A 13,139-nucleotide genomic window follows, 5' to 3' on the forward strand; every position below is an offset into this window, starting at 1 on the left:
TGTGAAACGGTACAGCAAAGTATTTTTAAATCTTTTTCTTGCGCTGCTTGGTCTGCTGCTATGTATCTATGTGGTGCCGGGGATCATCGTATTTTTCCTGCCCTTTATTATCGGCTGGATGATCGCGGCGATCGCCAATCCACTCGTGCGGTTTTTTGAAGAGAAGCTGCGGATTAAACGAAAGGCAGGTTCGGCGTTTGTTATTGTAGCGGTGATTGCGCTTGTCATTCTGGCAGGCTACCTGCTTGTGGCGAAGCTGATCAGCGCGGGGATCGGCTTTGTGGAAATATTGCCCCAGTTATGGGATGAACTGGAGGAGGACTTCCGGGAGATCGGGCAGAATCTGAACATCATTTACGACGGCCTGCCGGCAGATGCAAAGGCCAATATTGTAAAGATCGGGCAGGAGATGGACGGCTATATCGCGGATCTGGTCGGAAGCATCGGGACGCCTACCGTCAATGCGGTGAGCAACTTTGCCAAAAATCTTCCGGGGATGCTGATCAATGTGATCATGTGCATTCTCTCCGCGTATTTCTTTGTGGCGGAAAAGGAAGCGATCGCCCAGTTCTGGCGCCGGTGTATGCCGAAAATGATCCAGGATAAATGGCAGATCGTAATTGGCAGTCTGAAAAATGCGGTCGGCGGTTACTTTAAGGCACAGCTTAAGATCGAACTGTGGATGTTTCTGCTGCTCTTTGTCGGCTTTCTGTTACTGCGGATTCCGTTTGCACTGCTGGTGGCATTTCTGGTGGCAGTCCTGGACTTTCTGCCGTTTTTTGGAACAGGCGCAGTGCTTATCCCGTGGGCGCTGATCAAGTTTCTGAGCGCGGATTATGAGATGGCGCTCTGGCTGCTTGTGATCTGGGGTGGGGGACAGCTCGTGAGACAGATCATTCAGCCAAAGATCGTGGGGGATTCGATGGGGATTGCACCGCTGCCGACATTGATTCTGTTGTTTATCGGTTATAAATGTGCGGGTGTGTTGGGGATGATCTTTGCTGTCCCGATCGGCATCATTGTGATCAATATGTATCAGGCGGGTGTTTTTAATACATTGAAGACGAGCATTTGTATTCTGGCCGCGGGGCTGGACAGATTTCGTCATTTTGACGAGGAAGACAGGGAAATACTGAAAAAGGATGAATGAGCGCGCGCGTAATTTTAAGATAATCTTACAGTATGAGGGTACACGTTATCAGGGGTGGCAGAGACAGGAGAGCACGGACAATACGATACAGGGCAGACTGGAGCGTTTGCTCACAAGAATGTTTGGGCAAAAGACAGAGCTCACTGGCTCCGGAAGAACGGATGCCGGCGTCCATGCATATGGGCAGACGGCAAATTTCCATGCAGTGACACAGATGTCATGCAGGGAGATCGGCAGACAGATGAATCAATATCTTCCGGATGACATCAGTGTCATATCAGTGGAGGAAGTGCCGGAACGATTTCACAGCAGGCTGAACGCAGTGGGGAAAACGTATTTGTATCGTGTGTGGAATGCGGATATTCCGCCGGTGTTTGAGAGAAGATATGTATATGAGTTTGCGGATCGGCTCGACGTGGAGGCGATGCGGGAAGCGGCCCGTTATCTGATCGGCATTCATGATTTTCAGGCATTCACCTCTGCCAAAAAGGGGAAAAAGTCAACGGTGAGGACGATAGATGATATTCAGATAGAGAGAGTGGGCAGGGAGATACAGTTTACTTATGATGGAGACGGCTTTTTGTATCATATGGTCAGAATTTTGACTGGCACGCTTTTGAAGGTGGGCACAGGGGAGAGGAAACCGGAGGATATCAAGACTATCATGGACAAAGGACTGAGAGAGAACGCAGGAGAACTGGCACCCGCGAAAGGGCTGGCTCTTGTGGAAGTCAGGTACAATGATAGGAGCTTTTATGAGAATAAAGGAATATGGTAAAGGAAAGAAATGGAAATGGATATTTTTTCTGTATGTACTGATCATCATAAGACTGATCATATTTAAGTATCCTTACAGTGAGCTGCGGGATATTATGGCACACTGGAGGAAAGATGTGGTGTGGGAGGGACTGAGCAGTGCCAACTTTACACTGTTTAAGACAATCCGCATGTATATCCGGTATTATGACCGGCTGAACAGTTTTGAGAATCTGTTTGGAAACATATTAATTTTTGTCCCCTACGGGGCTTTGTATCCGCTGGCATTCCCAAAGAAGAGAGACTTTCTGCTGTTTTTGCCGGCCGTGTTTCTGTTCGTGACAGGGATCGAGCTGTTCCAGCTGCTCAGCGCTTTTGGCGCCTTTGACGTGGATGATATTCTTCTCAACTGTCTGGGAGCAGTTATCGGGTTTATTTTTATGATTGCAGTTCAAAAAATAAAGTGGTAAAATGGATGCGTAAAGCAGTACGGGATAAATGAGAAAGGGGCATATGTATGAGAATCGGTGCGGTCTATCCTACCTATATTTATAATACCAATCGTGTCAGTTCCAGAAGTCTGGACAGGATAAATGCAATACCGAATGATGCGCTGAAAAGCAAGATCGGTTATACGGGCTCTTCTGAAAATACGAACCCGCTGCGTCCGGGAACGAGCAGGGATTTTGCGGGAATCATTGCCTCTCAGATGGCGATGGGCAGGAGAAATGCGGCCAGGATTATGAGACAGCCGCAGCAGTCAGAGATTACCACACAGGCGGCGCAGGTACAGAGTCAGCCATTGTCAGAGGATAAAGTACAGGATAATGTACAAAATAACGTACAAAATGCCATAGAGCCTATGGCTGTTTCGGAGGCGTGAGGACAGTGTTTGGTACGAAATATACGGGAGCGAGATCAGGGCGCAGCTCGGGCCAGGTTTCCAGCAGCATACGGGGAGCGGAGTCCACAGAGCTGACAAGCGTTAAAGTCAATAACGAAGTGGCGTTTTGTAAGGTTTATAATTTAAAGCAAAAGGAAGAGATCGAAAAGCTGCTATTGAAAAACAGGATTTCTTATTTTGTGAAATGGCAGGAACAGAAGTTTTTTAAGAGGATGTTTGACTCCGAGTCAAAAGAAAAAATTATATTTGTTATCTGCATTCATGATACGGCGATTGAGCAGGCGAAAGAGCTGGTGGGAGAGATGCCGGATGTAAAGATGTTGGTACCATAAAAAAGGAATCGCGAAGACGCGATTCCTTTCTTGCTGATATTAATTTATGCGTCGCCAGGAACGCTGCCGTTTAAGTCGGCTCTCTGTTTTACAAAGCAGGTAATATCAGAATCATCACTGTATCCTTTTTCTTCTATGAACGTAAGAAATTCTGCGATCTCTTCCTGTGTCCAGAGCGCATAGTTGAAATTTGCGTCCTGAATGATCTCTTCCAGAGACATTGACTGGTAAGATTCCATGCAGTCTTTGAAATTGGAGATCTTTTCTCTTACCTCTTCCAACTGCTGAATATCTTCCTCTGTCGCCGGGACAAAGTCTGTTGCCAGTACCTGAGGCGGGATGGACATGGTCATCATCGGCTCTACCGTAAATACATACGTTTTACCAACCTCAATCTCGTCTGCGGCTTTCTGGCGCAGTGTATCATCCACATTGAGCTCCACGATACCGCTGTAACTCTGCTCGGAAGAAGTATTTCCGATAATGCGGCCGCCGTCTGCGGCGAAATTATCTGTTACATCTACGGTAAACTGTATGATTTCAGGAGCAGCTGCGACTTCTGTCTCATCAGCTGTCGTTTCTTCTTCTGTTATTTCCGTTTCTTCTGTTTCTTCTTCCTCTGTCTCCGGTGCGGCGGTCTCTGTCTCTGCCGTCGTCTCTTCCTGTGTCTGTGGTGCATCTGTGCTTTCTTTGGTTCCACATGCTGTGAGCATCAGTCCAACAGAGAGCATCATCATCAGTGCCATAATTTTTTGTTTTTTCATAATTTTTTACCTCCGATGTATTGATTATACGAACTTGCGCTCAAAAGAGCAATCGTAAAATTGTGGTAAAAGTGTAGATTTTTATCAATAATTTTGTGTGCATTGCTACAGTTTTGTTGTATAATACTAAAGATTGCATTGATTTTATTTCATATCCATTGTGGACAGAACAGAGAGGATGGGCATCGGTATGCGGATGATCACATTAGTCGAAGACTCGCCGGGGAATGCGGATTGTGGGTATGAACATGGACTGAGCTTGTATGTCGAGACAGAGAGGCACAGACTGTTGATAGACAGTGGGGCGTCAGAGATGTTCATCGACAATGCACGGGTATTGGGTGTGGATCTGGAGCAGGTCGATACGGTTGTTTTAAGTCATGGGCATTATGATCACGGGGGCGGTCTGAAGGCATTTTCAGAAAAGAACCCGGACGCCGCCATTTATGTCAGACCTTCCGCAGCGGCGGAATATTATCATTTGAAAAGTGACGGCGAAAAATATATTGGCATTGACAAGGACATTCTGCGTCTGCCGCAGGTCGTGATCGCAGATCGGGAAATGGCTGTCGACGAGGAATTGTTTTTATTTTCCGATATTACCGGTAGCAAATATCCGTCCAAAGGGAACCGGGAATTGAAGCGGCGTGAGGGTGGTGTGTTTGTGCAGGATTCGTTTGACCATGAGCAATGCCTTGTTGTTACACAGGGAGACCGGCGTACTCTGCTGTCAGGCTGTGCGCATAATGGCATCTTCAATATTCTGGACAGATACAGAGAACTGTTTGGCGGTATGCCGGACATTGTTGTCAGTGGATTTCACTTGATGCAGAGAGAGGATTATACCAATGAGGATATTAAAATGATAGAATCGATCGCCGAAGCGCTGGCGGAGACAGGGGCGATATTTTATACCGGTCACTGTACGGGCCAGGCTGCCTATGGGATTATGAAACCGATCATGGGAGAGAGACTGCGGCCAATACATAGCGGGGATGTTTTGATGGAGTGAGAGACCGGATTCAGATCATTAAGAAAGAGGTGTTTCCCAATGGAAGCAAGGGAAGTCTTAGAACAGGTAAAAATGGGGCGGCTGTCCGTGGAGGAGGCAGAGCGGTATTTCAGGAAGCAGCCTTTTGAAGAGCTGGGGTATGCGAAACTGGATTCACACAGGGAAGTACGGTCCGGGTTCCCGGAGGTGATTTATTGCAGCGGAAAAGCGGATGCCCATCTGGTCTCTATCTACCGGAAACTGTATGAGGCTGACGGAGAGGCATTCGGGACGAGAGCCAGCGTTCATCAGTATGAGGCAGTGAGAGAGGCAGTGCCGGGAATTGCCTATGATGAGATCTCCCGGATATTGAAAATAGAAAAGCCGGATAAAAAAAGGATCGGTAAGATCGCGGTGTGCAGCGGAGGCACAGCGGATATTCCGGTGGCAGAGGAAGCGGCACAGACGGCAGAATATTTCGGTGCCAGCGTCGAACGGATTTATGACATTGGTGTCAGTGGACTGCACAGGCTGCTGTCGTGTCTGGATACGATACAGTCTGCCCACTGCGTGATCGCAGTGGCCGGTATGGAGGGCGCGCTTGCCAGTGTGATCGGCGGTCTTGTGAGCAATCCGGTAATCGCGGTGCCCACATCCGTGGGCTACGGGGCCAGTATGCACGGCCTGTCGGCGCTGCTGACGATGGTCAATTCCTGTGCCAACGGCGTGGCAGTCGTCAATATTGACAATGGCTATGGGGCGGGATATATGGCTACACAGATCAACCGTCTGGCTGAAAGAGGAGGTCGGGACAGTGGATGAGAGAGCGCGGACAGAGAGAGACAGAAAGGATGCGCCGGAAAGAGAGCCGGCAGCAGACAGCATGGAGACAAGTCCCGGGGCAGAGCGCAAACTGGAACGGCTGCGGGAGTATCTGCGGGAGCTTGGCAGCGCGGCAGTGGCATTTTCCGGAGGGGTAGACTCTACGTTTCTGCTTCGTGCGGCCCATGAGGTACTGGGAGAGCGGGTGGTCGCACTGACGGCCTGTTCCTGCCTGTTCCCGAAGCGGGAATTGCAGGAGGCAAAGGCATTTTGCAGTCAAGAGGGAATCCGGCAGATCACGTTCCTCTCGGAGATACAAAAACGGAAAACATTTTATGAAAACCCGCAGGACAGATGTTACATATGCAAAAAAGAACTGCTGCAAACGATGAAGGTGCTGGCCGGGGAAAACAAAATGGCGGCAGTGATTGAAGGCTCGAATCTGGATGATATGGGGGATTACAGGCCGGGTCTGCGGGCGGTGGCCGAGCTTGGGATCAGAAGTCCTCTGCGGGACTTGGAGATGACGAAAGCGGATATCCGGTATCTGTCAAAGCGGATGGGATTGTGCACATGGGCGAAACCCTCATTCGCCTGTCTGGCATCCCGCTTTGTGTATGGGGAGACGATCACGGAAGAAAAACTGTCTATGGTGGAGAGAGCGGAATCTCTGTTACTGCAGTTTGGCTTTCGCCAGTTTCGTGTACGCATTCATGGGACGATGGCGCGCATCGAACTGTTGCCGGAGGAGCTGGACGGACTGATACAGGGAGAGACCCGTGAGAAAATCGTGACCAGCCTGAAAGAGTATGGGTTTCGTTATGTGACACTGGATCTGCAGGGGTACCGGACAGGGAGTATGAACGAGGTTTTGTAGTCTCTTTTATAGTATCAGAGAAAAGCAATCCCTTATGCCACCCGAATACGGATCGGAAAGGAAATAGAAATGTCAAATACATTATACTTGGAATGTCAGGCGGGCATCAGCGGAGATATGATGGTCGCTGCCCTGCTTGATCTTGGCGCCAATAAGGGGCGGCTTATGGAAACGCTGGACAGTATTCCGGCAGAGGGGTTTTCCATAGAGATCAGCAGGGTGAAAAAGGCGGGAATCGACTGCTGCGATTTCCATGTGGCGCTCGATGCGGCTCATGAAAACCACGATCATGATATGGAATATCTGCATGGGCATGGACATACACATGGGGAGCAGCATGATCATAATCATGCGCATATGCAGGAAGGACATCATGATCACAATCATGTGCATTCGCAGGAAGAGCAGCACGATCACAATCATGCGCATTCGCAGGAAGAGCAGCACGATCACAATCATGCGCATACACCGGAAGGGCATCATTCTCATGAACACAGAGGTATTGCGGAGGTCCGGGAGATTCTTGCGGCGTGCCGGATGACGGCGCGGGCGCGGCAGACAGCGGAGCGTATTTTTGCGATCCTGGCGGAGGCGGAAGCCAGGGCGCATGATGTACCGGTATCGGAAGTGCATTTTCATGAGGTGGGAGCGATCGACTCGATCGTGGACATTGTGGCGGTGGCCTTCTGTCTTGATGATCTGGAGATTACGGATGTGATTGTGCCGGGACTTTGCGAGGGGACGGGGACAGTCCGCTGCCAGCATGGTGTCCTGCCGGTACCGGTGCCTGCAGTCGCTCAAATTTTATCAGCCCATGGCATTGGAATAGAGATCATTGACGTCCGGGGCGAATTTGTGACACCTACGGGCGCGGCGATCGTAGCGGCAGTGCGGACAGCGGAGCGGCTACCCAGACAGTGGAAGATTTTAAAGGCAGGCATGGGAGCGGGAAAGCGTAATTATGAACGTCCGAGCATTTTGCGGGCGATGCTGGTCGAAGCGGTGCCCTTGGAGCAGGCAGGCGCAGGCAGCGATCAAAACAGGGATGCGGTCTGGAAACTGGAGACAAATATTGATGACAGCAGCGGCGAGATGCTTGGCTATGCGATGGAACGGCTGTTTCAGGCCGGAGCCAGAGATGTTCATTATATGCCGGTCTACATGAAAAAGAACAGGCCTGCATGGCAGCTCAATGTCATCTGTGCGCAGGAGGATATTCCCGAGCTGGAGCGGATTCTGTTTACGGAGACGACGACGATCGGGATTCGCCGCGTGCGGATGGAACGCACAGTGCTTCCGCGGGAACAGATGACGCTGAAAACGGGATATGGGGAAGCGCAGGTCAAGGTCTGCGAGACAGCAGACGGAAAGCGGTATTACCCGGAATATGACAGCATTGTCACAATATGCGCGGAGCATGGCCTGGCATTTTCACAGGCGTACGAACTGCTTGCCAGGCTGGCGGCAGACCAGGATAGGAAAGAACGGCAGTAAAAGTAAATGATGAGAGAAAGAACAGGAGGAAACAGGTATGCATATGGCGGATGCACTGATGTCGCCGGCGGTGGCCGGGACCATGTATGTATGTTCCGGAGCTGCGATGTGCTACTCGGCAAAAAAGGTGAGAGAGCTGGAACAGCCGGAGAAAATTCCGGTGATGGGAGTGATGGGGGCCTTTGTCTTTGCCGCGCAGATGATTAATTTTACCGTACCGGGAACCGGTTCATCCGGACACTTGTGCGGCGGTATGCTGCTGTCGTCTGTGCTTGGACCTGAGGCGGGGTTTCTGACCATGATCGGTGTGCTTGTCATTCAGTGTCTGCTCTTTGCGGATGGCGGCCTGCTGGCGCTTGGGGCCAATATATGGAATATGGCTTTTTATGGCTGCTTTTTTGGCGGTCTGGTGATCTGGAAGCTTATGATGAAAAACGGGATGTCAAGGCGTAAAATATTTGCGGCGTCTATAGCCGGCTGTGTGTTGTCTTTACAGCTTGGAGCGTTTTCCGTGACGCTGGAGACGCTTGCCTCCGGCATTACGCAGCTTCCATTTGGCCTTTTTCTGGCAGCGATGCAGCCAATCCATCTGGCGATCGGTCTTGTGGAAGGACTGATTACGGCGGCGGTGCTCGTTTTTCTCTATGAGGTCAGGCCGTCTGTCCTGTGGGGCTCTCATGGCGGGGCACGGGGTCCCGGCCGCCTGGCGGAGGAAGCGGAGCCGCAGTGGTCAGGGAGGCGGCCGGTGGCGGCAGGAGACAGATTCAGCCTGCGGCAGACGATCGCGACCCTGGCAGTGTCCGCACTTGCGATTGGAGGTTTGTTGTCTCTGGCGGCATCTGCCAGTCCGGACGGGCTGGAGTGGTCGCTGGAGAGAGTGGCAGGTACGGCGGAGCTGGACGCTGCGGGAGGCATTTATGAGGCCGCCGCCAATGTGCAGGAGGTGACGGCGGTGTTGCCGGATTATGGATTTGCCGGAGGCGGTACCGCTTTGGGGACTTCCTGTTCCGGCATTCTCGGCGGGATTGCCGTGATCGCAGTCTGCGTCGCCTGTTGCTATGCGCTGCGGCTTTTTAAAAACAAAAGGAATCGTCCGCAATGAACCGATTACAGACGGCGATTGCAGCTCTGCATGAGGCGGATGCACTGGCGGACGACAGGAGTCGAAGGAGCCGGGTCCATCCGGCGGCCCGGCTGATCGTCTGCATGGCATTTTTGCTTGTGACTATATCGTTTCCCAAATATGAACTGTCAGGGCTGCTCAGTATGTCACTCTATCTGATTGTCACGGCGATATGGGAGGAATTGTCCTTTTGGCGGGGATTTTGCAGATTAAAATATATTTTTATTACTTTGGTCTTGATTGGCGGTGCCAATTTGTTTTATGATAGAGATGTCGTATTTTGTATGGGAATGTTGTCTGTAACAGGCGGAATGGTGTGGATGGCCACTTTGTTTGTCAAAGGCGCCCTGACTGTGTATGCGGCATATTTTCTGATGATGACGACCGGGATCGGCAGAATATGTATGGCGCTGCGCAGAGTCGGCGTCCCGGGAGGAGCCGTGACGGTACTGTTGCTGACATATCGTTATCTGATCGTGCTTTTGAAAGAGACACAGAGAATGATGCAGGCGTATACGCTGCGCGCCGCCGGGCAGAGAGGGATTCACATCAGAGCGTGGGGATCTTTTGCGGGCATGTTGCTTCTTCGCAGTATGGATCGGGCGCAGGACGTGTATGACAGTATGCTGCTGCGCGGATATGACAATGAATTTCCGTATGAATCATCAGAAGACAAGAGTTCTTTTGGCATCAGCTTTCTGTATACCGTATTGTGGCTGGCAGCGTTTTGCCTGCTGCGCACTGTCCCTTTGTTCCGGCTCGTGGGCGGTCTGTTTTGAGTAAAAGGGATTCGGGACTTGGAGAAGGGATGAGAGAGGAATGATAGAAGCAGCGCATCTGACGTATTCCTATGATGGAGTGAGAGAAGTATTGTCCGATGTGAGTTTTGCAGTTGGAGAGTCAGAGTCAGTCGGTCTGATCGGTGCGAACGGCGCCGGGAAATCTACGCTGCTGAAATTACTGGTAGGCCTGCTTCCGGACTATCACGGACAGGTAAAGGTGAACGGACTGACCGTGGAGAAGAAGCATCTTTCGCAGATCCGGGCGGGGACAGGATATGTTTTTCAGGATTCGGAGAGCCAGCTGTTTCTCTCGACCGTATATGAAGATGTGGCTTTTGGCCCCCGCAGTTATGGATATGATACAAGAGAAGTGGACCGGAGAGTGATGCGGGCGCTGGAACAGGTACATATTGCGCATCTGAAAGACAGGCAGATCTACCGGATGAGCGGAGGGCAGAAAAAGCTGGCGTCTATCGCCACGATTCTGTCGATGGAGCCGGATACGATCTTACTGGATGAGCCTTCCGTGGCGCTGGACCCCCGGAACCGGCGCAATCTGATTACGGTGATCCGGGAAATGGCGGGAACGAAGATCGTCGCCTCACATGACCTGGATCTGATCTGGGATACGTGTGAGAGGACCATTCTGCTTTCGGAGGGTAAGATTGTAAAAGAAGGAGAGACACGGGAATTACTGACGGACGAAGATTTACTTCGGCGTAACGGACTGGAGCTGCCATTGTCGCTGTCCCGTGCACAGGAGAGATAACGGAAAGCAGGCAGGAAAAACGGTTTGCAGACAACCGGGAAACAGAGTGAAGGAGGAACAGGGAGCCGTGAAGTATCGGAGGCTGGGAAAGACAGAGTATATGGTCAGCGAGATCAGCATCGGCTGTGAAGGTTTTGTCGGAAAATCGGAGGAAGAGATCCGGCAGTTTGTGGATGTGATGGACCGGGAAGGCGTGAATTGCATCGATCTGTATGCGCCCAATCCGGAGCTGCGCTGCGGACTGGGAAAGGCGCTGCGCGGCAGGAGAGAGCGGTTCATTTTGCAGGCCCATCTGTGTACCGTCTGGAAAGACGGACAGTATAAGCGGACGAGAGTGATGGAGGAAGTAAAAGAAGGGTTTGAAGATCAGCTTCGGAGACTGGAGACGGATCGCGTGGAGATCGGCATGATTCACTATGTGGATTCGATGGAAGACTGGCGGCAGATCAAAGAAGGACCGGTCATGCGGTATGCACTGGAGCTGAAAGAAGCAGGAACGATAGGCTGTATCGGCCTGTCGAGTCATAATCCTCAGGCTGCGCAGGCGGCCGTGGACAGTGGTCTGATTGATGTGCTGATGTTCAGTATCAATCCCTGTTATGATCTGCTTCCGGCCAATGAGGACGTGGAGTCGCTCTGGGCGCCGGAGAGCTATGAAAAACCTTTGCTGAATATGGACCCGGACAGACAAAGGCTCTATGAGACATGTCAGCGGAAGGGCGTGGGGATTACCGTCATGAAGGCATTTGGCGGCGGCGACCTGTTGAATGGAGAGCTGTCCCCTGCGGGTAAAGGGCTGACGGTATTCCAATGTCTGAATTATGCTCTGACGCGTCCGGCGGTGGCGGCGGTCATGTCCGGCGCGAAATCAATCGAAGATCTGGAAAAGAGTATTGCCTACGAAAGCGCAGCGGAGGAGGAAAAAGACTATGCCTCTGCACTGGCCTTGTTTCCGAAGATCAGCTGGCAGGGGCACTGCATGTACTGTGGCCATTGTGCTCCGTGCCCGAAAGGTATCGACGTGGCCAGTGTCACGAAATTTCTGAATCTGGCGGTGGCACAAGGGGAAGTGCCGGAGACTGTACGGGAGCATTACGCTCTGCTGGAACATAAGGCACAGGAGTGCATTGCCTGTGGGGCCTGTGAGAAGCGGTGTCCGTTCCAGGTAGGCATCATTGAAAATATGAAGAGGGCAGTAAAAATTTTTAAATCATAATATATAGGAGGAGTGATTGACAATGTCAACGTATTACAAACACAAAAGAACCGAGAGCACAGAGGTACCGTATTCCTTTCAGTGTGAGCACTGTATGAAGGACAGCGGGCTGCTGACAGCCACGATCACAGGGGAGGCGGAGCACAGCAGTAATTTTAACGTGCTTACGGAGAAGGAGACTGTAAAATTACATGAAAGGGCACATGCGAATCTCGTAAAAGAGTTGAAGACCGTTCATAAAGATGCGACGGAGAGGCAGATTTACTCCACGAAGTTCAGAGATGAATGTCCGCACTGCCATAAACCGCAGTCATGGGGCGTATCCGGTTTGAAGAATAAAATGTTTGAAAACCCGATCGTGATCACGCTCGTGGGCGCATTTTTCAGTATCATCGCCGTGATCGGACATTACTTCACGGAAGAAGAATTTATGACACTGCAGCTCGCTGCAGGCATCTTTGGCGCGGGTCTGGCCATCGCTGTGATCGTACTGATCTGGAATATTATACAGATCAATATCAAGGCTGGCAAAGCGGCGGCGGGTATGCAGAAAAACGTGCCTGTCATCAACTGGCAAGCAGTACAGAGTATGCTTAACGAATAATGATACAGGAAAAGTTACATAGACAGAGTGATATTGGAAAAACGAGTGCAGGGCTGCGGAGCGATCCGCATCTCTGCACTTTTTTTGGGTCCCGGAGTCAGAGATCATATTTTACTTGACATATACCCCATAGGGGTATATTATAGAGCAGAGAATGGAACAGGAAAGGAAGCTGAGTTATGGATAAAGGATCGGAAGCGCCGCCGGAAGAGCTGTCACAAGGTCGGAAGACAAAGGAGCGTCCGGAAGCGGAGTACAAGAGCCTGCTCAACCGTCTCAGCCGGATCGAGGGCCAGGTGCGGGGCATTAAGGGCATGGTGGAGAAGGATGCGTACTGTACGGACATTCTCGTACAGGTGGCGGCGGTCAATGCGGCGTTGAATGCGTTTAACAGGGAACTGCTTGCAGAACATATCAGGACATGTGTGGCCAGAGACATCAGAGAAGGGCGGGACGAGACGATTGATGAGCTGCTGGCGGCGCTGCAAAAACTGATGAAATGACTGGATGTGCGGGAAAGTGGGCACACTGGTAAAACTGATAGAATGACAGGAC

At 51.2% G+C, this 13,139-nt stretch carries 16 protein-coding genes; 15 read left to right on the forward strand and 1 reads right to left on the reverse strand.

Translation table 11 applies throughout. The features are described 5' to 3' along the window. Nucleotide 1 precedes the first annotated feature (1 nt). Genes ytvI through V1224_03600 form a run of 5 tightly spaced genes read left to right on the forward strand, consistent with a single transcriptional unit; the run spans nt 2 to nt 3,142 of the window. Nucleotides 2-1,150: a sporulation integral membrane protein YtvI gene (ytvI, locus tag V1224_03580; GenBank protein WWR16546.1), complete on the forward strand. Its 1,149-nt coding sequence runs from the start codon at nt 2-4 to the stop codon at nt 1,148-1,150. Beyond that, a complete protein-coding gene (gene truA, locus V1224_03585; protein ID WWR16547.1) occupies nt 1,143-1,928 on the forward strand; it encodes a tRNA pseudouridine(38-40) synthase TruA in 786 nt (261 codons plus the stop codon). Before ytvI ends, truA begins: the two co-directional genes overlap by 8 nt. Further along, nucleotides 1,906-2,376 carry a VanZ family protein gene (locus V1224_03590; protein WWR16548.1) on the forward strand — a complete coding sequence of 157 codons (471 nt, stop codon included), beginning with the start codon at nt 1,906-1,908 and terminating at the stop codon, nt 2,374-2,376. Before truA ends, V1224_03590 begins: the two co-directional genes overlap by 23 nt. A 47-nt stretch (nt 2,377-2,423) precedes the next feature. Further along, complete coding sequence (locus V1224_03595) at nt 2,424-2,789, forward strand: hypothetical protein (protein WWR16549.1); 366 nt, start codon at nt 2,424-2,426, stop codon at nt 2,787-2,789. Nucleotides 2,790-2,794: 5 nt separating this feature from the next. After that, nucleotides 2,795-3,142 (forward strand): hypothetical protein, encoded by a 348-nt coding sequence (locus tag V1224_03600; protein ID WWR16550.1) that lies wholly within the window; start codon nt 2,795-2,797, stop codon nt 3,140-3,142. Between the two features lie 44 nt (nt 3,143-3,186). On the opposite strand, the gene V1224_03605 is transcribed toward V1224_03600, so the two are convergent. Beyond that, nucleotides 3,187-3,906: a hypothetical protein gene (locus tag V1224_03605; GenBank protein ID WWR16551.1), complete on the reverse strand. Its 720-nt coding sequence runs from the start codon at nt 3,904-3,906 to the stop codon at nt 3,187-3,189. Between the two features lie 178 nt (nt 3,907-4,084). On the opposite strand from V1224_03605, the gene V1224_03610 reads away from it, so the two are divergent. From V1224_03610 to V1224_03655, 10 genes are all read left to right on the forward strand, one after another. Further along, nucleotides 4,085-4,918 carry an MBL fold metallo-hydrolase gene (locus V1224_03610; protein ID WWR16552.1) on the forward strand — a complete coding sequence of 278 codons (834 nt, stop codon included), beginning with the start codon at nt 4,085-4,087 and terminating at the stop codon, nt 4,916-4,918. A gap of 39 nt (nt 4,919-4,957) precedes the next feature. Further along, on the forward strand, nt 4,958-5,719 hold the full coding sequence (gene larB / locus V1224_03615; GenBank protein WWR16553.1) for a nickel pincer cofactor biosynthesis protein LarB: 762 nt from the start codon (nt 4,958-4,960) through the stop codon (nt 5,717-5,719). Between the two features lie 61 nt (nt 5,720-5,780). Further along, complete coding sequence (gene larE, locus V1224_03620; GenBank protein ID WWR17415.1) at nt 5,781-6,596, forward strand: ATP-dependent sacrificial sulfur transferase LarE; 816 nt, start codon at nt 5,781-5,783, stop codon at nt 6,594-6,596. A gap of 69 nt (nt 6,597-6,665) precedes the next feature. Further along, complete coding sequence (gene larC / locus V1224_03625) at nt 6,666-8,090, forward strand: nickel pincer cofactor biosynthesis protein LarC (protein WWR16554.1); 1,425 nt, start codon at nt 6,666-6,668, stop codon at nt 8,088-8,090. A gap of 37 nt (nt 8,091-8,127) precedes the next feature. Further along, complete coding sequence (locus V1224_03630) at nt 8,128-9,192, forward strand: energy-coupling factor ABC transporter permease (GenBank protein ID WWR16555.1); 1,065 nt, start codon at nt 8,128-8,130, stop codon at nt 9,190-9,192. Beyond that, nucleotides 9,189-9,992 carry a cobalt ECF transporter T component CbiQ gene (cbiQ, locus tag V1224_03635; GenBank protein ID WWR16556.1) on the forward strand — a complete coding sequence of 268 codons (804 nt, stop codon included), beginning with the start codon at nt 9,189-9,191 and terminating at the stop codon, nt 9,990-9,992. Before V1224_03630 ends, cbiQ begins: the two co-directional genes overlap by 4 nt. 40 nt (nt 9,993-10,032) lie before the next feature. Further along, a complete protein-coding gene (locus V1224_03640) occupies nt 10,033-10,764 on the forward strand; it encodes an energy-coupling factor ABC transporter ATP-binding protein (GenBank protein WWR16557.1) in 732 nt (243 codons plus the stop codon). A 67-nt stretch (nt 10,765-10,831) separates the two neighbouring features. Beyond that, nucleotides 10,832-11,980, forward strand: a complete 1,149-nt coding sequence (locus V1224_03645) for an aldo/keto reductase (protein WWR17416.1) — start codon at nt 10,832-10,834, stop codon at nt 11,978-11,980. Between the two features lie 16 nt (nt 11,981-11,996). Next, complete coding sequence (locus V1224_03650) at nt 11,997-12,584, forward strand: hypothetical protein (GenBank protein WWR16558.1); 588 nt, start codon at nt 11,997-11,999, stop codon at nt 12,582-12,584. 179 nt (nt 12,585-12,763) lie between these two features. After that, on the forward strand, nt 12,764-13,087 hold the full coding sequence (locus V1224_03655) for a metal-sensing transcriptional repressor (GenBank protein WWR16559.1): 324 nt from the start codon (nt 12,764-12,766) through the stop codon (nt 13,085-13,087). The last annotated feature ends 52 nt before the right edge of the window (nt 13,088-13,139 follow it).

It is taken from the genome of Lachnospiraceae bacterium JLR.KK008, assembly GCA_037015955.1.
Lineage (GTDB): Bacteria > Bacillota > Clostridia > Lachnospirales > Lachnospiraceae > VSOB01.